This window comes from Ralstonia soli (genome assembly GCF_023955655.1).
Classification (GTDB): domain Bacteria; phylum Pseudomonadota; class Gammaproteobacteria; order Burkholderiales; family Burkholderiaceae; genus Ralstonia; species Ralstonia soli.
Window position 1 is genome coordinate 370,828 of sequence record NZ_JAMXHT010000002.1, and the last position, 25,623, is coordinate 396,450.

Sequence of the window (25,623 nt, forward strand, 5' to 3'; positions counted from 1 at the left end):
GGGCTCACTTCGAGTAAAGAACGCCATCGGCCTGCATCGCCTGGATCTCGTCGGAATCGAAACCCAGGGTGCGCGCGATTTCAACGTTGTGCTCGCCCAGGTCGGGAGCGACGTCGCGGATGGTCGTATCGCAATCGGAAAACTTGAACGGCAGGTTGGGCAGGCGCAACGTCCCATAGCGCGGATGCTGCTGCTCGACGACCATGCCGCGGGCATGAATCTGCGGATCGGCCAGCACCTCGTCGATGCGCTGTACCTTGGCGCACGGAACGTCGATGCCATCCAGCAGTTCCAGCACCAATGCCACGGGGCGTGCCGCTACCCAGGGTTCGACCACAGAGAGAATCTCCGCCCGGTGCGCGTTGCGCCCGACGCTGTCATGGAACCGCTTGTCAGCGCCGAAGCCTGCCGGACCGCCATGCGCTTCGACCAGTGCAGCGAAGCGCTTCCATGCATCATCGACCTGCGCGGCAATCACGAGATCGGCATCAGCCGCACGGAACACGCCATAGAGTGTCGAGGTGGGCATGTCATGCCCGGTCTGCTCGGGCAGCACGCCCTGCAGGGTGTAGCACTGCACCGCGTATTCGTGCATCGACACCAGCGTGTCGTACAGCGCCATGTCGATGTGCTGCCCGCGCTGGCTCTTTACGCGCCCCAGCAGCGCGGCGTTGATGGCGGCCACGGCGTGGATGCCCGTGTACATGTCACCGAGCGAGATGCGCAGCAGCGGTGGCCGCTCGCCCGGCGTGCCGACCATTTGCATGATGCCGCTCTTGGCTTCGGCAATCAGCCCGAAACCGGCCCGATGTGCGTCCGGTCCGGTATGTCCATAGGCCGAGATGGAGCAATAGACCAGGCCCGGATTGCGCGCCGACAGCTCGGCGTAGCCCAGCCCCAGCTTGTCCAGTGCGCCTGGCCGGTAGTTCTCGATGAACACATCCGCTGAGTCGCACAGCCGTTGCATGAACGCCTTGCCGCGAGGGTCTTTCATATTGACGCTCACGCCGCGCTTGCCCATGTTCAGCTGCAGGAAATAGCCGCTTTGCTGGTCGTCGAGCACGGTGGCGTGCTGGCGGCCGGCATCGCCGGTGCCGGGGCGCTCAACTTTGATCACTTCGGCGCCGAGCGCCGCCAGGCATCGGCCGACATAGGGGCCGGCGAGGAAGTGGCTGTAGTCGACAACGCGAATACCTTCGAGTGGGCGGGCCTGCATCAGAACGCTCCCGGCCGGCGCGGCACCATCAGGCGGTGCTCACCGCGTTGCACGACCTGGCCATCTTGATTGATCAGCTCCGAGGGCAGCACGACGATGCCCCAGCCCGGACGGCTCTTGCTCGCCCGCATCTCCCCGACCCGGAACTTCACGTGCAAGACGTCGTTGACCTTGATCGGCAGCAGGAAATCCCACGTCCAGCCGAGCGACATGCCGGGCAGGAAGCGGTAGTCGCTCTGCGTCTTCAGGCCGTCCGCAATCGACAAGCCGAACAAGCCATGCGCGACGATGCAGCCGAAGTGGCTCGCATTGGCGTAGGCCTCGTCCACATGCACGGGCGTGTGGTCGCCGGTGAGGTCGGCGTAAGCGAGGATGCGTTCTTTCGTGACGGTGTAGCTCGGGCTCACGCACGTGTCGCCCTCTTGGGCGTCGTCCCAGTATTTTTCAACGATCGTCATATCTATGCCTGCGCACGGGGGTTGATTGCCAATGCCTGCGCCACGCACGACGCAGGCTTGGCCTGAATGAGTTCGACCGCCAGGCCGTCTGGCAAGCGCAACCAGTTGCGGCCCTGCGGCATTTCGGTCACGCCAAAGCCGTGCGCGAGAGCCAGCGCGGCTTCCAGGTCTTCGCACATCACGCCCAAGTGGGCGAGTCGGCCTTCGGGGCCTTCGTACTCGGGGGCATGGATGAACTGCAGGCCACCGAGCGTCCAGTATTGCCGGGGCGCTTCACGCGTGCCGTCGATCTCGCGCAGGGTCATGCCGAGCACCTCTTCGAAAAAGCGAATGTGCCAGTGGATGTCCTTCACCCAGATGGCGACGTGTTCCACATAGGCCTTGGGCGTGCTCATGCGGTTGTCTCCGTGTGTTGTCGTTGTTGGTCAGCCAGTTGGTCCGCCATCGCGCGCTCGATCCCCTTGATGCAAGCGACCAGCGTGGCATTGACGGGAGTCGGCACACCGTACCGCTGCCCGCAACGCACAACCGAACCGTTGATGAAATCGATCTCGGTGATCGTCCCTTTCTCCAGGCTTTGCAGCATCGAGGTCTTGAATGCGGCCGGCAGGCCTTCGGCGGCGAGCGTCCATGCCTGTTCGGGGTCCGTCATCGACAGCTTCACGCCTGCGGCCTGTGCCGCTGCAATCGCCTCGGCCACGGCCGCAAGCGAGGTCGCCTTGAGCAGCGGTTCGTCGTAGAGCTGGCCGTAGGTCAGGCGGGTGATGCCAGTGAGCGCACCAGTGGCCACGTTGACGAGGAGCTTGTCCCACATCGTGCCGACGATGTTGTCGGTGACCGTGGTCGCCAGCCCAGCGGCATTGAAGGCTTCCGCAACGGCCTGCACGCGGGGCGTCAGACGGCCATCCAGTTCGCCGATGTAGGTGGCTTTGCCAACCACGCCCGATTGAATATGCGCGGGGCCCCGCATCACCCCGCCAACATAGGTCTTGCCTGCCAGCACGCGTTCACGGCCCACGATGTCGCCGAGGATCTCTTCGTGCCCCAGGCCGTTCTGCAGCGACAGCACCAGCGTATCGGGGCCGACCAGATCCACGGCACCGCGCATGGCGGCATCGGTCTCGAATGATTTGACCAGCACGATCACCAGCTCTGCGACCCCCACCTCTGCAGCGCGCGTCGCCGCCCGTACCTGAATGTGTCGTGTGCCTTGTGCATCGTCCACCCGCAGGCCTTCGCTTCGCATGGCATTGATGCGAGCCGGCGAGCGGCCAATCAGCCAGGTCTCGTGGCCGGCTTCAGTGAGGGTGGCCCCAATGGCGCAGCCCAGTGCGCCGGCACCCAGAATCGCAATCTTCAATGGCGTCTCCTTTACGTGTGGTTGCACGATAGGAGACCACCCTTATACTGGCAATACAATGATCACAATATCGTTATTGCTATGGACAATAATGCTGGGGCGCTTGCCGACCTGCCTGATCTGAAGCTGCTACAACTGTTCGACCTGCTGTACGACGTTCGCAACGTCAGCCGTGTTGCCGAGCAGCTTGGGCAGAGCCAGCCAACGGTCAGCATCTGGCTCGGGCAACTACGGGACTACATACGGGATCCCCTGTTCATTCGCACGCCCGGCGGCATGGCACCCACGCCGCAGGCGGACGCGCTGATCGGGCCGTGCCGGGAGATCCTCGAATCGCTCAGGCGTTTTGCTGCCTGGGAGATTGCGTTCGACCCCGCGACGGCACAGCGGCGGTTTCGTATCTGCATGACCGATGCGAGCCATATCACGCTGCTGCCGCGTCTTCTGGCGCATGTTCGCGCGCAGGCGCCCGGTGTCCGCTTGGAGGCCGCCAGAATTGACGGCAATACGGAACGCACGCTGGAATCCGGCGAAGCCGACCTCGCGATTGGCTACGTGCCCTGGCTGAGCGGCAGCATCTATCAGCAGCAGTTGTACGAGCAGGATTGGGTCTGCCTGGCCAATCGCCACCATCCGAGAATCCGCACCCGGTTTGGCGCGAAGCAATACAGCGCGGAAGGGCACGTCGCGGTCACGGCGGGTACCGGGGCGCAACTGCTCCAACAGGCGCTGACGCGCGAGCGCATCGAGCGTCAGATCGTGCTGGAGCTGCCGGGCTTCCTGGGGCTGGGCGCGATTATCCAAACGACCGACCTGATCACCACGCTGCCCCGCCACATCGGCGAAACGCTCGCCAAGGCCAATGACCTGGCCGTGCGCGCGTGCCCATTCCCCGTGGAAGGCTTTGCCGTGCGGCAGCACTGGCATGCCAGGTATCACCATGAAGCAGGCAACCGTTGGCTGCGCGGCGTGGTCAGTCAACTTTTTGGCGCGGCGCGCTAGTTGAAGGCTCGGTTTGGTATGCAGATGGTTGGTTTCCGGCGAGTGCGCGTGCGGCCGGTCACGAGGTCAGCGCGGCCCCGCCGATTCGGCTACAATTATTAGTTGACTCATCAATCGTTGATGTATCATTTGTATTGTCTCCCCTCCGCCATGGCCGTCCACACTGCGCTCCCGCACTCCCATACCCAGGTCTTGCCGTTCAAGGAATCGCTGCTGGCGATGATCGGTATTTGCTTTGTCGTGGTTCTGGTGGCATTCGACCAGACCGTAGTCGGTACTGCACTGCCGACGGTGGTGGCCGAGCTTAAGGGCTTCGAGCTGTATGCGTGGGTGGCGACGTCGTATCTGCTGACCTCGGTGGTGACGGTGCCGATCTTCGGGCGCCTGGGTGATTTCTATGGGCGCAAGCCGTTCGTGATTGCATCCATCGTGGTGTTCACGCTGGCGTCGGTCATGTGCGGCATGGCGGGCAGTATGGGGTTCCTGGTGTGGTCGCGGGCGCTGCAGGGTATCGGTGGCGGTATGTTGGTCGGCACCGCGTATGCCTGTATTCCCGACCTGTTTCCCGATGCACGTGTACGTTTGCGCTGGCAGGTCATGCTGAGTGCCTCGTTCGGGATCGCCAACGCCATCGGCCCGACGCTGGGCGGCTGGATGACGCAGGCGTTCGGCTGGCGCTCGGTGTTCTACGTGAATATTCCGTTTGGTGTGTTGGGGCTGTGGTTTGCGTGGCGTTTCCTGCCGCATTTGCGCCAGAACCTGCACACGGGGCGGATCCGGCTGGACTGGCAGGGCGCAGTGCTGATTACGGTGGCGCTGGGTGCGCTACAGCTGTTCGTTGAGTGGCTGCCGCGTCACGGCATGTCGCTGGCGATGGTGGGTTGGCTGGTGCTGTCTGGTGCGGCGTTCGTTGCACTGTGGTGGTGGGAGCAACGCGCTGAACAGCCGCTGCTGCCGTTCGACATGCTGCGCAATCCGTCATTGGCGGCGCTGTTCATGCTGGCGCTGCTGTCGGGGTTTTCGATGTTTGCGGTGCTGTTCTATGCGCCGCTGCTGTTCCAGGGCGGGTTCGGCATGTCGCCGCAGGAGGCGGGGCTGGTCATCACGCCGCTCGTTGTGTGCATCACGCTGGGCAGCATCATCAACGGGCGCATCGTCACGCGCATTCCGAAGCCCAACGCCATGCTGTATGCCGGGTTTGCGCTGCTGACGGTGGCGGTGGCCGGCATGGCGATGTCGTCCAAGGGTATGCCGCATGCGGTGCTGACGCTGCTGATGCTGCTGGCGGGTCTCGGCCTCGGCTTCGTGCTGCCCAACCTGACCGTGTTTGCCCAGCAGACGGCCGGGCGTGCGCACCTGGGCATTGCCACGGCGCTGCTGCAATCGCTGCGCATGGTGGGCGGCATGGTGGGCACGGCGCTGGTTGGCACACTGGTGAGCGAGCGCTATGCCTCCGGCGTGGCCAATGCGCTCAGCGCCGACAACGCCAAGCAATGGCTGCACCAGCTTGCCGATCCCGAAATTCTCATCGATCATGACGCGCAGGCCGCCGTGCTCGCGCAGATGCATGCGGCGGGCCACGATGGCGTGGCGCTGCTCGAAGCCGCGCGGCATGTGCTGGTGAGTGCCATCCATATCGGCCTGATCGTGGCGACGGTGGTGGCGCTGATCGGCCTGTGGCGGGTGCGCCGGGTGCCGCCGGTGGTGCTGCACCATGTTGAGCCTGTGCAACATGCCGAGTAGGCGCCGGATAGGCACCAACAAGCCGGAGCAGTTAGGATGCGCGGTTTCCCAGCAATCTCAGCCCGTGATCGATGACCTCTGAACGCGAACGCTTCGCCGTCATGCACCAGTTTGGCCGCACCTACCGTGCCTTCATGGCCGCCTTCGAGGCGCATGTCGGCCAGCCGGTGCCGCGCTGGCGCATCCTGCTCGCGCTGCACGACAACACCGGCGGTGGCATCGCCCAGAAGCAGCTGGCCGAGCGCGTGCGGATGGACCCCGGCGCGCTGACGCGCCAGCTCAAGGTGCTCGAGCAGCTCGGCTGGATCGAACGCACCACCGACGCGCGCGACAACCGCCTGACCAACGTGTCGCTCTCCGACGCCGGCCTGGCGGTCGTGCTCGAATGCATGCCGCGCCGCGTCGCGTTCATCAACGCCACGCTCGATGGGCTGCCCGACGATCTCGTCCACGCGCTGTCCGAAGCGCTCGCGCAGATCGAGGCACGCCTGGCCGAAGTGCCGGCGCCGGCAACCACTGCATCCGCCTCGCCTGACATCAAAAGCGCCGATCAGCCCGAAGACCGCTAACGCGCTGACTGTGCCCGGAGACACGCCATGCCCATGGTGATCAACAGCGCGCTGTACCGTAACGGCAAGCGCGAACGTGACCTTTCTGTCGAGGCCATCAGCGATGTGCTGCACACGCCGGGCTCGTTTGTCTGGCTCGGCCTGCACGAGCCGGACGACGCCATGCTCAAGCAGGTGCAGGAAGAATTCCACCTGCACGACCTCGCCATCGAAGACGCACGCAACGCGCATCAGCGCCCCAAGCTGGAGACCTACGGCGACACGCTATTCATCGTGCTGAACACCGCGCAGATGGAAGACGGCAACGTTGTTTTTGGCGAGACGCATCTGTTCATCGGCAAGGATTTTCTCGTCTCGGTGCGGCACGGGCCGTCGGCCTCGTATTCGCCGGTGCGCGAGCGCTGCGAGCGCACGCCGCAATTGCTGGCCAAGGGCGCCCCGTTTGCGCTGTACGCGGTGATGGACTTCGTGGTCGACAACTACCAGCCTGTGCTCCATCGCATGCAGGAGGAGTTCGAGCAGATCGAGAGCCAGATCTTTGGCGACACGTTCGACCGCGCGGCCATCGAGCGGCTCTATACGCTCAAGCGCCAGCTCTTGCGGCTGCGCAATGCCGCGCTGCCGGTGGAAGACATTGCCGGCCAGCTCGTGCGCCTGCACGAAGACGTGGTGCCCAAGGAGCTGCGCGCGTACTTCCGTGACATTGCCGACCATGCGCATCGCGTAGTGGGCGCGCTCGACGTGATCCGAGAAATGCTGACCACGGCCATCTCCGTGAACGTCGCGCTGGTGTCGGTCACGCAGAACGACATCGTCAAACGTCTGGCAGGGTGGGGCGCCATTCTGGCGATCCCGACCGTGGTGTTCAGCAACTACGGCATGAACTTCAAGGGCATGCCGGAGCTGGAGCACCCGGCGGGGTATCCGATCGTGCTCGCGTGCACGGCCACCGCGTGCGTTTGGCTCTACCGCAAGCTGCGCAAGTCAGGCTGGATATAGGAGATACGAGATGACGAAGGCGCGCTGCTGCTGGGCGGGTGAAGACCCGCAGATGATTGCGTACCACGACACCGAATGGGGCGTGCCCTCGCACGATGATCGCCGCCTCTACGAGATGCTGATTCTCGAAGGGGCGCAGGCCGGCCTGTCGTGGCAGACCATCCTGCGCAAGCGGGCACGCTATCAGGAAGTGTTCGAGGGGTTTGATGCGGCACGCGTGGCGCGCTTCACGCCCGCGCGTATTGAGAAGCTGCTCGCCGACCCCGGCATCGTGCGCAACCGCGCCAAGGTGGAAGGCGCCGTCATCAACGCACGCAAGGTGCTGGAGCTGCAGGAAGAAGTGGGTTCGCTCGATGCGTTCCTGTGGGCGTTCGTCGATGGCAAGACCATCGTCAACCGTTGGAACAGCTACCGCGACGCGCCCGCCGCCACCGACGCCTCCAAGGCGATGAGCAAGGCGCTGGTCAAGCGCGGTTTCAAGTTTGTCGGCCCCACCATCTGCTACGCCTTCATGCAGGCCACCGGCATGGTTGATGACCACGAGGCCGGGTGCTTTCGCGCCGGCAAGTCATAGCGCTTACTTGGCAGCAACCGGCTTGAGCTGCATCACCCAATGCGCGAACTGGTCTGCCTCTTCGGGCGTGATCGCGTTCGGCGGCATGGTGCCGGCGCCCCATTTGCCGCTGCTGCCTTCGAGCATGCTCTTCTTCAGTTTCGCAATCGCGTCCGGATCGGTTTTGTAACGCTCGGCAATCGCGCGGAACGGCGGTCCGACTTTGGTCGTGTCCATCGCGTGGCACGCGCGGCAGGTGTCTTCGCTGGAAGAAGAGGCGGCGTGCCCGGGCACAACCAGCATGCCGGACAACGCCGCAAACATGGAGAGCACTGCCGATTTCATCAACGTCATGGAATTCCGTTCTTGTGCAGGCGCCCGCTGCAAGCCTGCGCAGGCGGGCGCCGGATTGGCTACAGGCTGATCAGCGATGCGGCCAGGGTTTGGCAGGTGCGCCCATCACAGGCTCGCCCAGCAGCGGCGTCGACAGGGCGTAGGCGCCGTCTTCGGTAAAGGCCCAGATGATGTTGCGGTCGTACTCGGTGTAGATCGCGAACACGCCCTTGCCCAGCGTATACGACGGCAATTGCGTCTCGTCAGCCAGCGCAGGGATGAAGTAGCCCGCGATGGACGGGTGCGCAGGGTCCTTCACGTCATAGATCTGCACGCCCGCGTTGTAGAACGAATACGGCACCACGCCCTGTTTCCAGCCGCCCGGCTGGCCGATGGCGTTGGCACGTTTCGGGCCGTAGTTGCCGCCGCGCTGGCAGAAGCTGGTGAACGGCGCGCCTGGCGGGATCTCCGGCTCCGGCAGCTTGGTCGCGATCTTCAGGTGCTTCGGGTCGCGCGCGTCGACCACGAAGATGTCCTTGTACGGCTCGTAGCAATCGCGGTTCATCGGATAGCCGTTGGTGAACACGTAGCCGGTGCGCGCGTATTGGCTCACGTCGGCGTTGTCGTATTCGGTACCGGCAAAGCTCGGTGGCGTGTTCACGTTGCTGAGCAGCTTCGGCTTGGCCGGGTCCGACAGGTCGAACGAATACAGCCCTAGGCCGCCCATCGCGCCGAAGCCGATCTTGCCGCCGGCTTCCAGCGGCTTGGGCAGGAAGATCGGATTGCGCGAGCCCATCCACGACGTGCGGTTGCCGGCGCGCGGGTTCATCAAGTAGGCCTGCTCATGTTCGGCATTGCCCAGGATCTGGCCCGGCACGGCAATCTGCGAGACGAACTTCGGGTCGGCCGGGTCGGACATGTCCCACACCTGGTAGCCCGGTGAATACAGATAGTTCGGGTACTCGGTCAGCGCATAGCTGTCGTCTGGTGCGGAAGACAGGATCATGTACTTGCCACCGTAGTACTCGGGCGCATCCAGCGAACCCGAGCCCTGCTGCTGGCCGATCGGTGCATCGGGGTGCTGGTAGTCGGTCGTGCGGGTGGCGAGCAGCTTCCACTGGTCGGGCAGCGGGCCGTCCATCTCGAACACCTTGAAGCCCTTGAGCGAGTTGTAGTTGCGCTGGGCGGCCACCTTGTCTGGCTGATCGATCTTCTCGGTCATCAGGCCATAGCGCCCGATCTCGAACGAGGCCACCAGCACCGGCTTGCCGAGCTTCTTGCTCCACGCAATCGTGGCGCCGCCCAGGTAGTCCTGCACGGTGTTCGGGTTGTACTTCTCGCTCGAACCCTTCGGGCCCCACACGCCGCCCTTGGAGAACACGACCTTGCCGTTGGCCGGGTCGGTCACATCCATGATGCGCAGGTAGTCGCGGTCGTGGATGTAGAGGTAACGCTTGCCCTGGAAGTCGACGATGTTGTTCCACGCGTGGAAGGGGGAGCCGACGCCCGGATAGAACGCCAGCACTTTCACGTTCTTGGCGTAGCTCTTTTTGTCCCAGGTGGTCATTTCACCGGGGAAGCGCTTGCCTTCGTGCACTTCCGGCGAGGCCTTCGGCCAGATGAACTTGCCGGTGGCCGGGTCCATGCCGTAGTCGACGCCGGCTTTGAGCGGCGCCGGTTTGCGGTCGGGCGTCAGGCGCAGCCAGCCGGCCAGGTACGGGTCTTTGACGTTGGGGGTGCCGGGCGTGCCAGACGGGGCGGCTGCGGGCGCCTGGCTGGCAGTCGCCTCGCCATGTGCGGCAGGGGCCGGCGGCTCGGACGCCGTCACCAGCGACGAGGCCGTGGCAAGGATGAACGCGAGCGTCGCACCCTGGGTCAGGGCGGTTTGCAGACGCTGATGTCGCGATCGAAGCATGGGGTTCCTCCTGAAAATGAAGACGGATCAGAATGCGTGTCGGATACCGACCTGGAAGCCGGTCGGGCTCTGGCCGGCGTTCGGGTAGGCCTGCCACGTCACCGGGTAGGGGACGGACACGTTGTTCTTGAGCTTGATGTGCGCGACCGTCGCGTACAGGTCGGTCCGCTTGGACAGCCCGTAGATGTAGCCGGCCACGAAGCCCACGGCGTTGGAGACCTTCACGTTGTTGTCGTCGTGGCGGTACACGGCGCTGGCGTAGACGCGGCTGCGGCCGTCGATGTTCCAGCGTGCACCGAGCTGCGCATCCCAGCCGCGCGAGTTGAACGCAACGTACGGCGGGTAGGCGTAGTAGCCGTTGTAGGTGTGGAAGATGGCCGTGGGCTCGAAGCCGCCGATCTTGTAGACGGCCGAAAAGTAGTTGTCGCGCGACGAGTTGATGCGCCCGCTGTTGAAGATGTCGCGCGTGTATTGCAGTTCGCTCACCGCGCCCAGGAAGATCGGGCCGTTGCGGTATTCCAGGCTCGTGCTCAGGAAGCGCCCGGCGCGCGTGGTGTCTTCCAGACCGGTGGCATACATGACGCGGCCGGTGAAGTTGTAGAAGGTGGGCGTCTTGTACTGGATGGCGTTGTCCACGCGGTACGACGCGTAGAAGAACTCCATGTTGTTGACCATGCTGAAGTCCGCCGCCCAGCTCGGGTCGGCATAGCCGGCAATCCAGTACGACGGCGTGAACTGGCGGCCCAGCGTGATCTCCCCATACTTGTCACTCTTCAGACCCACGAAGGATTGGCGGAACTGCGTCGCTTGCTTGCCGTCGTCTGCCGTGAACATCGGCTCGATCGTGAACACGGCGCGGTTGCCGTCGCCCAGGTCTTCCACGCCACTGATGTTGAAGCGCGAGTTGTTCAGCCCGCCGCTGGACAGGCGCGTGGTCGTGCCGTTGCCGGACGAGATCAGGTGCGAGATGTTCAGGTCGACGTAGCCCGACAGCCGGACACGCGAGTCAGCCTGCGCCGTGGCGCACACGCACAGCAGGGCGCCGGCGGCGATGAGGTTCCTTTTCATTGGGTCTCCGAGTTCTTGTGTTTTTACTGCAGGGAGGGCGGCGCGTGCAGCGGCAGATCGTGCTGTCCGCCTTGTGCTGGCGTGGCCGGCTCTAAGGCCCTACCTGTCTGCGTTTGTGTATACACAGACTGGAAAAAATTATACGTAGAGATTCATTTGAATTTAGAGCTTTATTTTTTTATACAAAACGGCGATTTGGTTATAGCGGGTTCACCCGGATAGCCAGCGCGCGTCAGAACAGATGCCGGATGCCCACGGCATACGTCATTGCCGTGGAAGAACCGCTTTGCCGGTCGTAGAGCGCCACGGCATAGACGTCCGTGCGCTTGGAGAACGCGTAGTCGAGCCCCGCCGCAGCCGTATTGCGCGTGCTGGAGACGCCGTGCGGCGCAGTACGGCGCGTGTTGGCCCATTCGCCCAAGAGCGACAGCTGCGCGGTCAGGGGCACGGACGCACCCACCTCATAGGTGTGCGAGCCGATATCGGTGGCGTTGGTGCGCGTGCCCTGGACGGCGCCATACAGCTTCAGCCAGGCAAAGTCGTAGGTGGCGCCGGCCAGGTAGGCGTCCTGGCTGGGCGCGGGTGTCCCCGCGACGATCCGGTTGCGTTGCACGGTTGCGACGGCAGTGAACGGCCCCGCCGTGTAATGCAGCGATGCGGCAGCGTTGTACATGCCCGACATGCCGGGTTTGCCGCCCAGCGCATACACGGCCGTCGCTTTCAGGCCGTTGAGGCTGGGTGTGCTGTACTGGATGCCGTCGTTCCACACCGTGTCGCCTGCGGTGGCGCCGCCGTATGACGCGACAAACGTCTGCATCACCAGCGGCGAGAACAGGATCGACGCCTGGAACGGGTTCAGCGTCTGCTCGCCCAGATACATCAGGTTGGTATGCCGCCCGAACGTCAGCTTGCCGAAATTGCCCTCCAGGCCGACATAGCTGTTGCGGCCCCAGAACGGGTCGGCCGAGGTGCGGCCGGTACCGCCGGTGTCGGGCTGGAAGAAGCTTTCCAGCACGGCGATGGCACGGGTGCCGCCGCCCAGGTCTTCGGTGGTCTTGATGCCCCAGTAGGGCGCGGTCAGGCCAGGAGCCTGCTGCATCAGCGTGGCGGGTGGGCCGCCACTGCGCTTGGAGCTCGCCATGTCGAGTCCAACCAGGCCGTACAGCGTGACAGAGGTTTGCGCCGGGGCGCAGTGCGACACGGACAGGCTGGCCACGCAAAGGGCCAGCGCAGGCAACGAGCGAGCGTGCATGAAGATCCCCCAGGGTTTGGGAGTGGGCGGGAAGGCGCAGCCGGCTTTCGCGCTGGCCGCGCCGGCGGCTTTCAGGCGCTGGGTATTGCGAGCTCCACGCGGGCGCGCGCGAAGTGCTGAGACAGGCTGGCGAGCAGCGCATCCCGTTGCGCCAGCCACGACGCGGGCGAACGGCCGGCCATGTGCGGCGTGATCAGGACGTCCCGGTGGCCGAAGAGCGCGGCGGGCACCTCCGGCTCGTTCTCGATGACGTCGAGCCCTACGCCGGCAATCTCCCCGGCATCCAAGGCATCGAGCAGCGCGCGGGTATCCAGCACCGAACCGCGCGACACGTTCACGACGTAGCCCGATTTGCCGAGCGCCTGCAGCACGGGGCGATCGACCAGATGCCGCGTCTCGGGGCCGCCGTTGCAGGCGATGACGAGGAAGTCGCTCACAGCGGCCAGTGCCGTTGCGCTGGCGTAGTACTGGCCCGGCGCATCGCGCTGCGGGCGGCGACCGTGATAGCCGATCGTCATTGCAAAGCCTTGCGCGCGGGCGGCAATCAGCCTGCCGATGCGGCCCATGCCGACAATGCCGAGCGTGGCGCCGGTCAGCGTGGGTCGGGCCTGGCGCGACTGCTGCCACCGGCCCTGCTGCACGGCGGCGGTGAGCGGCGCATAGCCTCGCGCCAAGGCCAGCAGCATGCCGAACGCATGGTCGGCCACCGTGTCGGCATTGGTGCCCGGCGCATGCGTGACGACGATGCCGCGCTGCGCTGCTGTTTTCATGTCGACGTTTTCATACCCGGCACCAAACGCGCAGACGATCTCCAATGCTGGCAACTGCGTCATCTGCGCATCGGACAAGCCCGTCGAACCATTGGTGACGACGGCCCGGATTGTGGCGGCGTCCGGCACATCGCGCGGCATGCCGTCGGGGTAGTGGTGCAGCGTGTACTGCTTGCGCAATGCCGCGAGCGTCGATTCCGGCAACGCGATCAGGGCGAGCACCGCGGGCGGCGCCAGCTTGCTCATGACTGTGCGGGCGCCACGTCTTTCACCGCGCCTTTCCAGCCGTTCTCGGTGATGTCGAAGACGGTGCCGTCGGGCATGCGGTACTTCACCTCGTAGAACACGTTCGGGTCTTTCTCGTGGCGCCCGGTCAGGTAGGTGCCGCCTGCGGCCACGACACGCGCGGCCGTCTCTTCCACGCTGTCGACCCACATGCCGAAGTGGATCACGCCGCGCACGTCTTTCAGGCCGGCGTAGCCCGGTACGGTCTCGTCCTTGAAGTTGAGCAGCGCGACGTTCATCGTGCCGTCCGTCATGTAGATGCCGCGCATGGCGTTGCCGGCGCGGCGCATGCCGAAGGCTTTCTCAAAGAATTGGGCGGCGGCTTCCGGGTCTTCAACGGAAAGCGCGATATGGCGAAGTTTGTCCATATGGGTGTCCTCAATGCGGGGTCGGCGTGCGACGGGATGGAAGGTGTCGCGACTGTGCCGCAAGTTCGGCGGCTCATTCATTGGGTATACTACTTACACATCGTGTATACACAAAACAGAATTTATATACCAGAATAAGCCTCAATCGCCGTTCGAGAGAAATCCCCAGCCGGTGGACTTCGCTTCGGATGTCACGCAGGAGGCCTTGGATGCACGCTTTGCAGGAACCGCTCGGCAATCTTTCCGCCGAGCTCAGGCAGCGCTTTGCGCAGATCGGCGCGGTATGGGGGCGTGATATCAACGCGCACCGCGATCTGGTGATCGCGGCCTATACGCCGCTGGTGGCGGCGGCGGCCAATGACGTGGCGGACGCCTGTGAAGTGCAGCGTGACCAGCCCTACGGGCCGGACGAGCGCCAGCGACTGGACGTCTTCGTTCACACCGCAACGCGCGAGGCGGGCCAGGCTGATGTGGTGGTGTTCGTGCACGGCGGCGCGTTTTTGCGCGGCAGCAAGAGCTTCAACGGGCTGATCTACGACAACGTGTCGCGCTGGTTTGCGCGGCAGGGGTGCGTGGCGATCAACGTGGAATACCGGCTGGCACCGCAGGCGCCGTATCCCGCCGGGGCGGAGGATGTTGCGGCCGCGCTCGACTGGGTGCGCACGCATGCCGCTGGGCTGGGTGGCAATCCGCAGCGGATCTTCCTGGTCGGGCACTCGGCGGGTGGAGCGCATGTCGCCACGTACCTCGCCGATCCGGTATTGGCTGCGCGGCGCAGCGTGCCGGTGGCAGGTGCGGTGCTGATCAGCGCCCGCGTGGTTGCCGACGTGCTGCCCGACAACCCCAACGCAGCCGGCGTGCGTGCGTATTTCGGGGATGACGCTGCCTTGTATGAAGAGCGCTCACCGCTCGCCCATGCAGAGCGCATCGACGTGCCGCTGATGGTGGTCGTGGCCGAACACGAAAACCCGTATCTCGACGCTTATGGCGCGGCCTTCTTCGAGCGCGTAGCCCAGGCACGCCAGCGCACGGGCCGCCCTGCGCGGGCGCCGCGCTTCGTGCAGATGCTCCGGCACAACCACACCTCGGTGGTCGCGCATTTCGATTCCGGCGAGACGCTGCTCGGCGACGCGATGCTCGATTTCTTCCGCGCCTGAGGGCTTGCCGTTCCGTTCATCCAACAGGAAAAGAAAACAGGAGATCCGCATGTCCGCATTTGGCAAGCCGCGCGTGTTCGTGCCCGTCGTCACGCCGTTCCGTCCTGATCTGAGCGTCGATACGCCGCGTTTTGTCGCGTTCTGCCGCTGGGTGGTCGAGCAGGGCGCGGGGCTGGCCGTGTTCGGTACCAACAGCGAGGCCAACTCGCTGAGCCTGGCCGAACGCCGCGCGGTGCTCGATGCGGTGCTCGACGCCGACATCGACCCCGCGCAACTGCTGCCGGGCACCGGCGCCTGCGCCATCACCGAGGCGATTGAACTGACGCGCCATGCGGCGGCAGCCCATTGCGCGGGCGTGCTCATGCTGCCGCCGTTCTACTACCAGGGCGTGAGCGACGACGGCCTGTTTGCGTATTACTCCGAGGTCATCCAGGCTGTGGGGTCGGACACGCTGCGGGTGCTGCTGTATCACATCCCGCAGTTCACAGGCGTGCCGATCTCGCATGCGCTGATCGAGCGCCTGATCGCCGCTTACCCGAACACCGTGGTCGGCATCAAGGACAGTTCAGGCGATTGGGCGAATACCGAGGCCATGCTCAAGCGCTTTCCTGGCTTTGCCGTGTTTCCTGCATCCGAAGCGTTGCTCGGCAAGGCACTGCCGCTGGGCGCGGCGGGCTGCATTTCAGCCACGGCCAACCTGCAGCCGCATGCGATTGCCCGCCTGCTGGCGGCGACCACGGCCGAAGACCGTGCCGTGTGGGAAAACAAGGTGACGGCGTTGCGCACGATCGTGCAGGCGCTGCCGATGATTCCAGCGCTCAAGGCCGTGGTGGCGCATCACATGCTGCACGCCGGCTGGGCCCGCGTGCGCCCGCCGCTGACGGCGTTCAGTGCAGAACAGGCAAGTGCGCTGCTGGCGCAGCTCGATGCGTTGGGGTTCTCGATGCCGCCGGCAGAGCAGGTGACGGCATGAGCGTGATGTGCCGGTCGGAGGTGGCCTCAGGCGCTGGCGCGATTGCCGTGCTGCTGCTTCTTCAGGCGGCCCAGCACGACGATCGACAGCCGCGCGGTGTGGTCGCGCATCGCGTTGTAGGCGCGTTCCGGATCGGCGGCCAGGATGGCGGAGACGATCTCGCGGTGCTCGTCGGTAGCGGCTTCGAAGCGCGACGGCGTTGCCGGCTGCGCGGCGCGGAAGCCCGCCAGGCGCTGGCGCTGCACCGCAATGATCGACGCCAGCGACTTGCTCTGCGCGCCCTTGCAGATCAGCTCGTGGAACTCGCGGTTGAGCTCGAAGTAGAGGGCTTCGTCACCGCGCGCGATGGCCTCGTTCATATCGCTCTGGAGCACCTCGAGCTGCTTCTTCTCGACCACGCTCATGCGTTGCGCGCTCAGGCGGCAGCAGAGCGCTTCAAGCTCGCACATGGCTTCGAGCATGTCGGCCAGTTCTTCGATGCTGAACTGTGCGACCACCACGCCCTTGCGCGGCGTGAGCTCGACCAGCCCGCGGACGGCCAGCTCGCGCAGGGCCTCGCGGATGGGCGTGCGCGACGCATTGAAACGCTCGGCCAGCGCCGCTTCTTCGAGCTTCTGACCGGGTTCAAGCGTGCCGTCGATGATCTCGTCGCACAGCAGTCGATAGATTTTGGAAGAGAGCGTCGTCATCGTGGCAAGGGTGGGGTTGAGCGCAACGGCGTCTGCAGAGATGTGCGTCGCATTATGCGCCAGCCGCCCCCAAGGGCAACCCGATGCGATGCGTTGCGCGCGCAGTCTTTGGCATCAGCGGCTTGCCTGGGCGAGCCCATGGTCTGCCGGTTTTTCTGGAATGGGAGTATACGCTAGTTACATGTTGAATACATAGATTGATATATGTATACAAAACAAATTCACTCATCACGACAGTGGGGACACAAGTGATCAGGTTCGGGATTGCAAGCTATGAATTGAATGGCCGCGTTGCTGCCGGATTGAGCGTTGGCGACGCGCTTTACGATGCGCAGACCGCGTTGAAAGCGGCGACAGGACACGCCGCGCCGATAGACGTCGACGGCTTGGTCCGAGGCTGGGACCAGAACGGCGCGGCCACCGTGCAGCAATTCGAGGAGGCGGCACGCGCCATTGCCGAGGGCACCATCGACGCCAAGCCGCTCACCGGCTACCGGCTGCGCGTGCCGTTCACGCCGCGCCGCATCTTTGCCGCGGCTTCCAACTATTACGAGCACGCCCGCGAGATGGGCACCGAGCTGGCGCCGCGCGAGGAAAGCACGCCCTACATGTTCATGAAGGCCGAAACCAGCGTGGTGCCGACATTGGCTGAAGTGCGCATTCCGCCGCAGGCCGAACGTGTGGATTGGGAGGTGGAACTGGCCGTGGTGATCGGCAAGCCGGGTCGGCATATTGCCCTTGAAGATGCGCTGGATTACGTGGCCGGCTACACGGTGCTGAACGACGTGAGCGCGCGCGATCTCAACCGCCGGACGGACTATCCGTTCAAACACGACTGGTTTCGCGGCAAGAGTTTCGATACCTTCGGGCCCCTGGGGCCGTGGCTGGTGCCCCGTGCGTGCATTGCCGAACCGCAGAACCTGCGCATGCGGCTGACCGTCAACGGCGAGACCATGCAGGACGGCAACACGTCGGAGATGATCTTCAGCGTGGCCGAGCAGATTCACTATCTGTCGTCGATCCTGACGCTGCAGCCGGGCGACGTGATTGCGACGGGCACGCCGACGGGGGTCGGCATGGGCCGCGGCATCTACCTGAAGCCGGGCGACGTGATGGTGGCGTCCATTGACGGCATCGGTTCGATCGAGAATCCGCTGGTGCAGGGGTAATGCCCATCACGCACGCAGTGCGGTCCGGCCAGACCACATCTTGACGGAGGAGACATGCTGGAGCGGGTAAGTGCCCTGGTCCGCGGGCTGGTGCTTGCGGCGGGGCTTGGGGTTGGGTCGATGCCAGTCGCGCATGCGGCCGACGCCGTGCGCGTCAACCTGGCATGGCTGCCCCAGGGCAGCACGGGCGGCATTCTGCTCGCCCAGGCCAAGGGCTACTACAAGGAAGCCGGCCTGGACGTGACCGTCATGCGCGGCTACGGCGGCCAACGCACGGTCAACGAGGTCGACGCCGGGCTCTTCGAGTTCGGCTACGGCGACCCCGTGAGCGTGACGCTGAACCGCGCCCACGGCGGCCGCACGGTGATGGTGGGCGCAATCAACACGCGCTGGCCGGGTGCCATGTGTTACGTGGAGCGGCCTGGCTTCAAGGTGACTTCTCTGAAGGACCTGGCCGGCATGACGCTGGGCGGCGGCGGTGCATCGGCGGTGCAGAACATCGTGCCGGCCTGGCTCAAGCAGAACGGCATGGCGCCCGACGCGATCAAGCTGGTGCGACTGGACCCGGCGGTGATCAACACCGCGCTGCTGCAAAAGCGCATCGACCTGTCGGAATGCTGGGAGGGCGCGAGCCTGCCCGTGCAGCAGGCGTTCGCACAGCGGGCGGGCCAGAAGCTGGGCAAGGTGTACTACCGCGATTTCGGCCTGGACATGATGGGCAGCGGCATTGTCACGACCGACCGCTACATCGCGCAGCATCCGGATGTAGTCAAGCGTTTTGTCGAGGCCACGTACCGCGGCTACGCCTTCATGCGTGATCAGCCCAAGGCCGCGGCGGACGCGATCGTCGCGCAGCAGCCGCTGCTCGATCGCGCCATCCTGCAAGAGCAGATTGCGGAAACCAACAAACTGATCTCCGACGAACCGGCCAAGCACAAGATCGGCTGGCTGCGGCCTGAACGCATCAACGCGACGGTCGATTTCCTGTCGCGCGCGTTTGATCTGGGTGGCAAGGTGAAGGCCGCCGACCTGTACACCAACCGCTTCGTCGAATGATTGCTGAGTAGGCGTGGAACAAATTCGGGGCTGCGGCCCAACCCGCCCGCCATGCACGGGCACATTGGAGTGAGACACATGAACAGCTTGCGTCCCAAGCGGCTTGGACACATGGTTTTGATGGTGCGGGACATCCAGCGCTCGGCCAAGTTCTATACCGAAGTCCTGGGCCTGAAGGTCTCGGACTGGATCGGCGACCAGATGGTCTTCCTGCGCGCCGGCACCGACCACCACGACCTGGCGCTGTCCCAGCTGCCGAAAGATTCGCCCGACTTCAACGACCTGCCGCGCTACTCGCGTCCGGGGCTGGAGCACTTCTCCTACCTGATCGACAGCGTTGAAGAGATGGAGCGCTCGGTCAAGGTGTTGCAGGAGCACGGCGTGGAGATTGTGCGCGGCATCGGCCGTCACGGCCCGGGCGACAACTACTTCCTCGTCTTCAAGGACCCGGACGGCAACAACGTCGAGGTCTACTGCAACATGGAGCAGATTGGCGAGCGTGACCCCCGCGAGGCCCAGGTGTGGGAGCGCAGTATCGAATCGTTCGACCAGTACCGCTTCGAGCGCTTTGTCGTGCCGCCGCCGCCGCATCTTGTTGCGCAAAAGTCGGGCGCATCGGCACCCAAGGCGGAGCCAGCCGACAAAGAGCATCCTGGAGACAAGTCATGAAGCGCGTGCTCGAAACCGCCGCGTTCTGGATCGTCGTCGGGCTGGTGTGGGAGTTTGGCGTGCGCTGGAGCGGTGCGCCGGAGTATGTATGGCCATCGCTGTCGTCCGTGCTGGCTGCGGGGTGGGAGATGCGCGCACAACTGCTGAGCGATACCGCCACCACGGCGGGTGAAGTTTTTGCAGGCTTCATGCTCGCGCTGGTGAGCGGTCTTGCGCTGGGGTTGCTGGCCAGTGCATCGGCCATCGCGCGGCGCACGCTGTTCCCGCTCGTGACGGCTCTGCAGAGCATGCCCAAGATCGCGCTGGCACCGTTGCTGATCGTCTGGTTTGGCTACGGGTTTGCCTCCAAGCTGGCGGCGGCGGTGTTGTTTGCGTTCTTCCCGATTGTGGTGGCCACCATGGGCGGGCTGGCTGGTGTGCCGCAGAACCTGGACGAGCATTTCCGCGCGCTCGGCGCATCGGCTTCGCGCACGTTCTGGCACCTGCGTCTGCCCGCCGCCATGCCCGCCTTGATGGACGGCCTGAAGATCGCCATGCCGCTCGCGGTGATCGGCGCGATCGTGGGCGAGTTCATCGGCTCGGAGTCGGGGCTTGGGCATCTGATCGTGTTCGCAACGTCGAATGCGCAAACGCCGCTGTGCTTTGCGGCCATCCTGATGGTGACGGCGCTGGCCATGGTGTTCTACGCCGTGGTCGATTGGGTCTCGCGTGCTGTCTGGTGGAGAGGAGTCACGGTCTGATGGCAATCGTCAATCTGTCGCGCGCTGTGCCGCGCGAAACCGCAGTGCTTGCTGCCGCCAATCCGGCCCCGCAGGATACGGAAGCTCGCGTGATGATCGATGTCGACAACGTCGGCAAGCGGTTTGCTGCGCGCGGTGGCGCTGCTGCATTCAATGCGCTGGAAGACGTATCGATGCAGGTGCGGCAGCGCGAGTTCGTCTCCATCCTGGGGCCGAGCGGCTGCGGCAAGAGCACGCTGCTGCGCATGGTGTCGGGGCTTGTGGCGTGCGACGCGGGCGAGATCCGCGTCGACGGCCGGTCGATCAACGCGCCCGTCCCCGAGATCGGCGTGGTGTTCCAGACCAGCAACATGCTGCCCTGGCTTACCGTGGGCGACAACATCCGCCTGGGCGCCAAGCTGCGCAATCTGCCGAGCGTGAAGACCGAGGCGCGCCTGCCGGGCCTGCTCGATACGCTAGGCCTCACGCAGTTTGTCGACCGCTATCCGCACGAGCTGTCGGGAGGCATGCGTCAGCGCGCGGCCATCGGCCAGATCCTGCTGCTGGAGCCGCGTGTGATGCTGATGGACGAGCCGTTCGGTGCGTTGGATGCGCTCACGCGCGACAAGCTCAACGTCGAGCTGCTGCGCATCTGGCAGCAGAGCACGTTGACCGTGCTGCTGGTCACGCACAGCATTCACGAGGCGGTGTTCCTGTCGGACCGCGTGCTGGTGATGTCGCCACGGCCCGGCCGGGTGCAGCACGACGTGAAGATCGACCTGCCGCGTCCCCGCCAGCCGGACGAGATCAAGCGCGACCCGCGCTACGGCGAGTACGTGTCGGAACTGTCCCGCATGATGGGGGTGTTCTGACTGGATTGCGGGTTCTGATCGGGGCGGGCCGCTGCTACGATCCGGCATCGCCCGCCCTGAATGCAAACTGACATGCAAGCCAATCCGCTCAGCGAGATCTCCCTGATCCGCCGGCTGAAACTGAATCAACTGATGATCTTCGAGCGCGTGCTGGAAACGCGCTCGGTGGTGCGCGCCGCCAACGAGATGCGGCTGACGCAGCCCGCGGTGACCAAGGTCATCCACGAACTGGAGTCATGCTTTGACGGCGCGCTGTTCTCGCGCTCCAACCGTGGGGTGGTGCCGACGGAACTGGGGCTGATGCTGGGCCGGCGCGTAAAGTCGTTGATGGCCGAGCTGCGTTACATGACCGACGAGCTGAACGACTTCCGGCTCGGCACCAGCGGGCATGTGATCGTCGGCACGTTGATCTCGGCATCGGCGCGGTTGTTGCCGCGCGCCATCGCCATGCTCAAGGCGCGCACGCCCAATGTGTTGGTCACCGTGCGTGAAGGCACGACCGCACACCTGTTTCCAGCGCTGGCGACGGGCGATCTGGATATCGTCGTCGGCCGCCTGCCTGAACGGGAGTTGCCGATTGCGAGCGCGTTTCCGCTGACGCACGAAGCGTTGTTCGATGAGTCGCTGTGCGCGGTGGTGGGCAAGGGCTATGGCGCCTTGCCCGAGCGAGTGGCGCATCTGTCGGAGCTGGCGGGCTCGCCGTGGATTCTGCCGACGCCGGATTCCCCCGCGCGCTTGGCGGCTGAGCACCTGTTCCGCTCCGCTGGCTTGCCGTTGCCGACCGACATCGTGGAATCGCTTTCGCTGCTGACCAACATCGGTTTGCTGCTGGAAACGCCCCGCATTGCGTTGATGCCGCGCGTGGCGGCCCGGCAGTTTGCCGATGCGGGCCTGCTGCGCATTCTCGACCTGCCGGAGACGGCTGCGTTCGGCACCGTGGGGTTCTCGCTGCGCTCGCACAAGGAGCAGAGCGCAGCGTGCCGCGCCTTTATCGAATGCTTGCAGGAAGCCGCGCAGGCGGCCGCGCCCGAATCCGGCGCACTGGCCTGAAACCCAGGCGGGACAAGGCTTGCGCTGGTATTCCGGTTTGGGATACTCAGCGCCGAATGTTTCATTGTTCTTCTCTGCCGCGGGTCCCTAGACTCCTGCCAAACCTTCAACGAGCGCAGGAGACGTTGTGAATCAGGAACCGGCTGACGCCGCACGCACGCCGCGGCTTTTACGGCACTACATCAACGGCGGGTTCGTGGCGAGCGCCACGACGTTTGCCGATGTCAGCCCAGTCGACGGCACGCTAGTCGCCCAGGTATGCGAGGCCGACGCGGCCACCGTGGACCAGGCCGTTCGCGCCGCGCGTGCCGCGCAACTGGCTGGCTGGCGTGACACCACCCCCGCCCAACGCGCCGACTGGCTGCACCGCATTGCCGACGGCATCCAGGCGAGGTTCGACGAATTCGTCACCGCCGAAGTCGCCGATACCGGCCGCCCGCTCACGCAGGCCCGCACGCTGGACGTGGCACGCGGCATCGCCAACTTCCGCACGTTTGCCGACCTGATCCGCACGGCCAACAGTGAATTCTTCGAAACCCACACGCCGGACGGCAGCGCGTACATCAACTACGTGCGACGCAAGCCGCTGGGCGTGATCGGCATCATCTCGCCGTGGAACCTGCCGCTGCTGCTCTTCTCGTGGAAGGTGGCACCGGCGCTGGCCATGGGCAACTGCGTGGTGGCCAAGCCGTCGGAAGAAACCCCGGGCTCCGCCACGTTGCTGGCCGAGGTGATGCACGACGTGGGCTTGCCGCCTGGCGTGTTCAACCTGATCCACGGCCACGGGCCGAACGCAGCGGGGGAGTTCCTCACCCGCCATCCGGACATCAGCGCCATCACCTTCACGGGCGAATCGCGCACCGGCAGCACGATCATGAAGACCGTGGCCGATGGCGTGAAGGAAATCTCGTTCGAGCTGGGCGGCAAGAACGCTGCCGTGGTGTTTGCCGATGCGGATTTCGATGCCGCTGTGGATGGTGTCGTCAAATCCAGCTTCACCAACGCCGGGCAGGTATGCCTGTGCAGCGAGCGCGTGTATGTCGAGCGCCCGATCTTCGATCGCTTCGTTGCCGCGTTGAAGGCGCGCACGGAGAAGCTGTGCATCGGTGCGCCGGACGATCCCGCCACGACCATGGGCCCGCTCATCTCGCGCGGCCATCGCGAGAAGGTGCTGTCGTACTTCCGCTTGGCGGTGGAAGAGGGCGCGACGGTCGTCACTGGCGGCGGGGTGCCGCAGTTTGGCGACGCGCGCGATGACGGTGCCTTTGTGCTGCCGACCATCTGGACCGGGCTGCCCGACACCGCACGCTGCGTAACCGAAGAGATCTTCGGCCCTGTGTGCCACATCGCCCCGTTCGACACGGAGGAAGAGGTGATCCGCCGCGTCAACGACAGCGCCTACGGCCTGGCTGCCAGTATCTGGACGACCCAGCTCGCACGCGGCCACCGCGTTGCCAAGCAGATCGAAACGGGCATCGTGTGGGTCAACGCGTGGTTTGTGCGCGACCTGCGCACGCCGTTTGGCGGTGCCAAGCTCTCCGGCATTGGCCGGGAAGGCGGACGCCATTCGCTCGACTTCTATTCCGAGTTGACCAACGTCTGCGTGAGGGTCGCATGAGCGCCATCGATAGGAACGCGGCCATCGCCCTGGCCCACCAGCTGTGGCAGGCCGAGCAGGAGCGTACGCCGTGTGCGCCGGTGCGCGACGCCATTGCCGCACTCGGTGGTGATCCGCTGGAAGCCGCATACGCCGTGCAGCGCGTCAACACCGAGCGCAAGCTGGCCAGCGGCCGTCGCCTGGTCGGCCGCAAGATCGGCCTGACCTCGAAAGCGGTACAGGCGCAACTCGGTGTGGACCAGCCTGACTTCGGCATGTTGTTCGACGATATGGCGATTGCCGATGGTGAAGAGATCGCCCTGTCGCGCACGCTGCAGCCGAAGGTGGAGGCCGAAATCGCGCTCGTGCTGGAGCACGACCTGCCGCACGAGCGCCACACCATTGCTGACCTGATCCGCGCCACCGGCTATGCACTGCCCGCCATCGAGATCGTCGGCAGCCGCATCGCCAACTGGGACATCCGCCTGACCGATACCGTGGCCGACAACGCTTCCAGCGGCCTGTTTGTGCTCGGCAACCGACCGGTCAAGCTCGACGCGTTTGACGCCATCCAATGCGGCATGGTGATGGAGCGCCGCGGTGACCAGGTGAGCGTGGGTGCCGGCGCGGCGTGCCTGGGCAACCCGCTGCATGCCGCCCTGTGGCTGGCCAACACCATGACGCGCGTTGGGGCGCCGCTCAAGGCGGGCGACATCGTGCTGACGGGCGCATTGGGGCCGATGGTCGCCGTTGCGCCGGGCGATGTCTTCACCGCGTATATCGAAGGCCTCGGCAGCGTGAGCGCTTGTTTCTCCACCCAACCGGATTCCGCGCAATGAACGGCAATCACAAGCAGGCCGTTGCCATCATCGGCTCCGGCAATATCGGCACTGATCTGATGATCAAGGTGCTGCGCAATGCCCAGCTTCTGGAGATGGGCGCGATGGTCGGCATCGATGCCAGCTCCGATGGACTGGCACGTGCGGCGCGCCTCGGCGTGCCGACGACCGCCCAAGGTATCGAGGGGTTGGTCGCCATGCCCAACTTTGGCGATATCCGCATCGCGTTCGATGCCACCTGGGCCGGCGCGCATGCGCACCATGCAGAAGTGTTGCGCAAGCACGGTGTGCAGGTGATCGACCTGACACCGGCGGCCATTGGCCCCTTTGTCGTACCGGTCGTGAATCTGTTCGAGCATCTGGACGCACCGAACGTGAACATGGTGACCTGTGGCGGCCAGGCAACGATCCCCATCGTGCATGCCGTCTCACGCGTGGCGCCTGTGCACTACGCGGAGATCGTCGCGTCCATCGCCAGCCGCTCCGCAGGGCCCGGCACGCGTGCCAACATCGACGAGTTCACGGAGACCACCTCCAAGGCCATCGAGACCGTGGGTGGCGCCGCGCGCGGCAAGGCGATCATCGTGCTGAACCCGGCCGAGCCGCCGCTGATGATGCGCGACACCGTCTATTGCCTGACCGATGAAGAGGCTGACACCACCGCCATTGCCGATTCGATTGAAGCCATGGTGGCCGCCGTCGCCAGCTACGTGCCGGGCTATCGCCTCAAGCAAGCCGTGCAGTTTGACCGCTACACGGCTGCCGGTCCGCTTGCGCTGCACGCGAACGACCGCCGCGCTGGGCTGAAGGTGAGCGTGTTCCTGGAGGTGGAGGGCGCCGCGCACTACCTGCCGTCTTACGCGGGCAATCTCGACATCATGACCTCGGCGGCGCTGGCGGCGGCCGAGCAGATCGCGGCAAGCCGCGTTGCAGCCTGACCGG

The 25,623-nt window shown here is 65.0% G+C and carries 27 protein-coding genes; 16 read left to right on the forward strand and 11 right to left on the reverse strand.

Annotated elements, in window-relative coordinates:
- Window positions 1-4: 4 nt before the first annotated feature.
- From NG900_RS05490 to NG900_RS05505, 4 genes are read right to left on the reverse strand one after another with little or no spacing between them, the layout of a single operon-like run.
- Window positions 5-1,216: a CaiB/BaiF CoA transferase family protein gene (locus tag NG900_RS05490; RefSeq protein ID WP_252677624.1), complete on the reverse strand. Its 1,212-nt coding sequence runs from the start codon at window positions 1,214-1,216 to the stop codon at window positions 5-7.
- Complete coding sequence (locus NG900_RS05495; protein WP_252677626.1) at window positions 1,216-1,674, reverse strand: MaoC family dehydratase; 459 nt, start codon at window positions 1,672-1,674, stop codon at window positions 1,216-1,218. Before NG900_RS05495 ends, NG900_RS05490 begins: the two co-directional genes overlap by 1 nt.
- A 2-nt stretch (window positions 1,675-1,676) precedes the next feature.
- A complete protein-coding gene (locus NG900_RS05500; RefSeq protein WP_252677633.1) occupies window positions 1,677-2,069 on the reverse strand; it encodes a VOC family protein in 393 nt (130 codons plus the stop codon).
- On the reverse strand, window positions 2,066-3,034 hold the full coding sequence (locus tag NG900_RS05505) for a ketopantoate reductase family protein (RefSeq protein WP_252677635.1): 969 nt from the start codon (window positions 3,032-3,034) through the stop codon (window positions 2,066-2,068). Before NG900_RS05505 ends, NG900_RS05500 begins: the two co-directional genes overlap by 4 nt.
- A gap of 81 nt (window positions 3,035-3,115) precedes the next feature.
- On the opposite strand from NG900_RS05505, the gene NG900_RS05510 reads away from it, so the two are divergent.
- From NG900_RS05510 to NG900_RS05530, 5 genes are all read left to right on the forward strand, one after another.
- Window positions 3,116-4,036 carry a LysR family transcriptional regulator gene (locus NG900_RS05510; protein ID WP_252678458.1) on the forward strand — a complete coding sequence of 307 codons (921 nt, stop codon included), beginning with the start codon at window positions 3,116-3,118 and terminating at the stop codon, window positions 4,034-4,036.
- Between the two features lie 150 nt (window positions 4,037-4,186).
- A complete protein-coding gene (locus NG900_RS05515; protein WP_252677637.1) occupies window positions 4,187-5,779 on the forward strand; it encodes an MFS transporter in 1,593 nt (530 codons plus the stop codon).
- Window positions 5,780-5,850: 71 nt separating this feature from the next.
- On the forward strand, window positions 5,851-6,348 hold the full coding sequence (locus NG900_RS05520; RefSeq protein WP_252677640.1) for a MarR family winged helix-turn-helix transcriptional regulator: 498 nt from the start codon (window positions 5,851-5,853) through the stop codon (window positions 6,346-6,348).
- Window positions 6,349-6,375: 27 nt separating this feature from the next.
- The gene (locus tag NG900_RS05525; RefSeq protein ID WP_252677642.1) at window positions 6,376-7,347 is read left to right on the forward strand and encodes a magnesium and cobalt transport protein CorA; all 972 of its coding nucleotides are present in this window, start codon (window positions 6,376-6,378) and stop codon (window positions 7,345-7,347) included.
- Between the two features lie 10 nt (window positions 7,348-7,357).
- Window positions 7,358-7,921, forward strand: coding sequence for a DNA-3-methyladenine glycosylase I (locus NG900_RS05530; RefSeq protein WP_252677644.1), 564 nt, complete (start codon window positions 7,358-7,360; stop codon window positions 7,919-7,921).
- A gap of 3 nt (window positions 7,922-7,924) precedes the next feature.
- Here the strand turns inward: NG900_RS05530 and NG900_RS05535 are convergent, their stop codons facing one another.
- The 6 genes from NG900_RS05535 to NG900_RS05560 form a co-directional block, all read right to left on the reverse strand.
- The gene (locus NG900_RS05535; RefSeq protein ID WP_252677652.1) at window positions 7,925-8,254 is read right to left on the reverse strand and encodes a c-type cytochrome; all 330 of its coding nucleotides are present in this window, start codon (window positions 8,252-8,254) and stop codon (window positions 7,925-7,927) included.
- A gap of 70 nt (window positions 8,255-8,324) precedes the next feature.
- On the reverse strand, window positions 8,325-10,148 hold the full coding sequence (locus NG900_RS05540; protein WP_252677654.1) for an LVIVD repeat-containing protein: 1,824 nt from the start codon (window positions 10,146-10,148) through the stop codon (window positions 8,325-8,327).
- A gap of 27 nt (window positions 10,149-10,175) precedes the next feature.
- Entirely contained in the window at window positions 10,176-11,216 is a 1,041-nt protein-coding gene (locus NG900_RS05545) for a porin (protein WP_252677656.1), read from the reverse strand.
- 232 nt (window positions 11,217-11,448) lie between these two features.
- The gene (locus NG900_RS05550; protein WP_252677658.1) at window positions 11,449-12,468 is read right to left on the reverse strand and encodes a porin; all 1,020 of its coding nucleotides are present in this window, start codon (window positions 12,466-12,468) and stop codon (window positions 11,449-11,451) included.
- Between the two features lie 71 nt (window positions 12,469-12,539).
- Window positions 12,540-13,484, reverse strand: coding sequence for a 2-hydroxyacid dehydrogenase (locus NG900_RS05555; RefSeq protein ID WP_252677659.1), 945 nt, complete (start codon window positions 13,482-13,484; stop codon window positions 12,540-12,542).
- Entirely contained in the window at window positions 13,481-13,891 is a 411-nt protein-coding gene (locus tag NG900_RS05560) for a VOC family protein (RefSeq protein ID WP_252677661.1), read from the reverse strand. The genes NG900_RS05555 and NG900_RS05560 overlap by 4 nt, the downstream gene beginning before the upstream one ends.
- A 209-nt stretch (window positions 13,892-14,100) precedes the next feature.
- Here NG900_RS05560 and NG900_RS05565 point away from each other — a divergent pair, with 209 nt between their 5' ends.
- Both NG900_RS05565 and NG900_RS05570 read left to right on the forward strand, forming a co-directional pair.
- On the forward strand, window positions 14,101-15,048 hold the full coding sequence (locus tag NG900_RS05565; protein WP_252677663.1) for an alpha/beta hydrolase: 948 nt from the start codon (window positions 14,101-14,103) through the stop codon (window positions 15,046-15,048).
- A gap of 49 nt (window positions 15,049-15,097) precedes the next feature.
- Complete coding sequence (locus NG900_RS05570) at window positions 15,098-16,021, forward strand: dihydrodipicolinate synthase family protein (RefSeq protein ID WP_252677665.1); 924 nt, start codon at window positions 15,098-15,100, stop codon at window positions 16,019-16,021.
- A gap of 26 nt (window positions 16,022-16,047) precedes the next feature.
- On the opposite strand, the gene NG900_RS05575 is transcribed toward NG900_RS05570, so the two are convergent.
- Window positions 16,048-16,710, reverse strand: a complete 663-nt coding sequence (locus NG900_RS05575; protein WP_252677667.1) for a GntR family transcriptional regulator — start codon at window positions 16,708-16,710, stop codon at window positions 16,048-16,050.
- A gap of 248 nt (window positions 16,711-16,958) precedes the next feature.
- Here NG900_RS05575 and NG900_RS05580 point away from each other — a divergent pair, with 248 nt between their 5' ends.
- From NG900_RS05580 to NG900_RS05620, 9 genes are all read left to right on the forward strand, one after another.
- Window positions 16,959-17,879, forward strand: a complete 921-nt coding sequence (locus NG900_RS05580; RefSeq protein WP_252677669.1) for a fumarylacetoacetate hydrolase family protein — start codon at window positions 16,959-16,961, stop codon at window positions 17,877-17,879.
- 54 nt (window positions 17,880-17,933) lie between these two features.
- A complete protein-coding gene (locus NG900_RS05585) occupies window positions 17,934-18,935 on the forward strand; it encodes an ABC transporter substrate-binding protein (protein WP_252677671.1) in 1,002 nt (333 codons plus the stop codon).
- Window positions 18,936-19,013: 78 nt separating this feature from the next.
- Window positions 19,014-19,604, forward strand: a complete 591-nt coding sequence (locus NG900_RS05590) for a VOC family protein (RefSeq protein WP_252677673.1) — start codon at window positions 19,014-19,016, stop codon at window positions 19,602-19,604.
- Window positions 19,601-20,344 carry an ABC transporter permease gene (locus NG900_RS05595; protein ID WP_252677675.1) on the forward strand — a complete coding sequence of 248 codons (744 nt, stop codon included), beginning with the start codon at window positions 19,601-19,603 and terminating at the stop codon, window positions 20,342-20,344. Before NG900_RS05590 ends, NG900_RS05595 begins: the two co-directional genes overlap by 4 nt.
- On the forward strand, window positions 20,344-21,195 hold the full coding sequence (locus NG900_RS05600) for an ABC transporter ATP-binding protein (RefSeq protein WP_252677676.1): 852 nt from the start codon (window positions 20,344-20,346) through the stop codon (window positions 21,193-21,195). Before NG900_RS05595 ends, NG900_RS05600 begins: the two co-directional genes overlap by 1 nt.
- Window positions 21,196-21,267: 72 nt before the next feature.
- Window positions 21,268-22,245 carry a LysR substrate-binding domain-containing protein gene (locus tag NG900_RS05605; RefSeq protein ID WP_252677678.1) on the forward strand — a complete coding sequence of 326 codons (978 nt, stop codon included), beginning with the start codon at window positions 21,268-21,270 and terminating at the stop codon, window positions 22,243-22,245.
- Window positions 22,246-22,372: 127 nt separating this feature from the next.
- Window positions 22,373-23,863 carry a 2-hydroxymuconic semialdehyde dehydrogenase gene (locus NG900_RS05610; protein WP_252677680.1) on the forward strand — a complete coding sequence of 497 codons (1,491 nt, stop codon included), beginning with the start codon at window positions 22,373-22,375 and terminating at the stop codon, window positions 23,861-23,863.
- Window positions 23,860-24,681, forward strand: a complete 822-nt coding sequence (gene mhpD, locus NG900_RS05615) for a 2-keto-4-pentenoate hydratase (protein ID WP_252677682.1) — start codon at window positions 23,860-23,862, stop codon at window positions 24,679-24,681. Before NG900_RS05610 ends, mhpD begins: the two co-directional genes overlap by 4 nt.
- Window positions 24,678-25,619: an acetaldehyde dehydrogenase (acetylating) gene (locus tag NG900_RS05620; protein ID WP_252677684.1), complete on the forward strand. Its 942-nt coding sequence runs from the start codon at window positions 24,678-24,680 to the stop codon at window positions 25,617-25,619. The genes mhpD and NG900_RS05620 overlap by 4 nt, the downstream gene beginning before the upstream one ends.
- The last annotated feature ends 4 nt before the right edge of the window (window positions 25,620-25,623 follow it).

Coding starts and splice junctions, on each gene's coding strand:
- NG900_RS05490 (WP_252677624.1), bottom strand. CDS start 1,216: ATGCAGGCCCGCCCACTCGAAGGTATTCGCGTTGTCGACTACAGCCAC.
- NG900_RS05495 (WP_252677626.1), bottom strand. CDS start 1,674: ATGACGATCGTTGAAAAATACTGGGACGACGCCCAAGAGGGCGACACG.
- NG900_RS05500 (WP_252677633.1), bottom strand. CDS start 2,069: ATGAGCACGCCCAAGGCCTATGTGGAACACGTCGCCATCTGGGTGAAG.
- NG900_RS05510 (WP_252678458.1), top strand. CDS start 3,116: ATGGACAATAATGCTGGGGCGCTTGCCGACCTGCCTGATCTGAAGCTG.
- NG900_RS05515 (WP_252677637.1), top strand. CDS start 4,187: ATGGCCGTCCACACTGCGCTCCCGCACTCCCATACCCAGGTCTTGCCG.
- NG900_RS05520 (WP_252677640.1), top strand. CDS start 5,851: ATGACCTCTGAACGCGAACGCTTCGCCGTCATGCACCAGTTTGGCCGC.
- NG900_RS05525 (WP_252677642.1), top strand. CDS start 6,376: ATGCCCATGGTGATCAACAGCGCGCTGTACCGTAACGGCAAGCGCGAA.
- NG900_RS05530 (WP_252677644.1), top strand. CDS start 7,358: ATGACGAAGGCGCGCTGCTGCTGGGCGGGTGAAGACCCGCAGATGATT.
- NG900_RS05535 (WP_252677652.1), bottom strand. CDS start 8,254: ATGACGTTGATGAAATCGGCAGTGCTCTCCATGTTTGCGGCGTTGTCC.
- NG900_RS05540 (WP_252677654.1), bottom strand. CDS start 10,148: ATGCTTCGATCGCGACATCAGCGTCTGCAAACCGCCCTGACCCAGGGT.
- NG900_RS05545 (WP_252677656.1), bottom strand. CDS start 11,216: ATGAAAAGGAACCTCATCGCCGCCGGCGCCCTGCTGTGCGTGTGCGCC.
- NG900_RS05550 (WP_252677658.1), bottom strand. CDS start 12,468: ATGCACGCTCGCTCGTTGCCTGCGCTGGCCCTTTGCGTGGCCAGCCTG.
- NG900_RS05555 (WP_252677659.1), bottom strand. CDS start 13,484: ATGAGCAAGCTGGCGCCGCCCGCGGTGCTCGCCCTGATCGCGTTGCCG.
- NG900_RS05560 (WP_252677661.1), bottom strand. CDS start 13,891: ATGGACAAACTTCGCCATATCGCGCTTTCCGTTGAAGACCCGGAAGCC.
- NG900_RS05565 (WP_252677663.1), top strand. CDS start 14,101: ATGCACGCTTTGCAGGAACCGCTCGGCAATCTTTCCGCCGAGCTCAGG.
- NG900_RS05570 (WP_252677665.1), top strand. CDS start 15,098: ATGTCCGCATTTGGCAAGCCGCGCGTGTTCGTGCCCGTCGTCACGCCG.
- NG900_RS05575 (WP_252677667.1), bottom strand. CDS start 16,710: ATGACGACGCTCTCTTCCAAAATCTATCGACTGCTGTGCGACGAGATC.
- NG900_RS05585 (WP_252677671.1), top strand. CDS start 17,934: ATGCTGGAGCGGGTAAGTGCCCTGGTCCGCGGGCTGGTGCTTGCGGCG.
- NG900_RS05590 (WP_252677673.1), top strand. CDS start 19,014: ATGAACAGCTTGCGTCCCAAGCGGCTTGGACACATGGTTTTGATGGTG.
- NG900_RS05595 (WP_252677675.1), top strand. CDS start 19,601: ATGAAGCGCGTGCTCGAAACCGCCGCGTTCTGGATCGTCGTCGGGCTG.
- NG900_RS05600 (WP_252677676.1), top strand. CDS start 20,344: ATGGCAATCGTCAATCTGTCGCGCGCTGTGCCGCGCGAAACCGCAGTG.
- NG900_RS05605 (WP_252677678.1), top strand. CDS start 21,268: ATGCAAGCCAATCCGCTCAGCGAGATCTCCCTGATCCGCCGGCTGAAA.
- mhpD (WP_252677682.1), top strand. CDS start 23,860: ATGAGCGCCATCGATAGGAACGCGGCCATCGCCCTGGCCCACCAGCTG.
- NG900_RS05620 (WP_252677684.1), top strand. CDS start 24,678: ATGAACGGCAATCACAAGCAGGCCGTTGCCATCATCGGCTCCGGCAAT.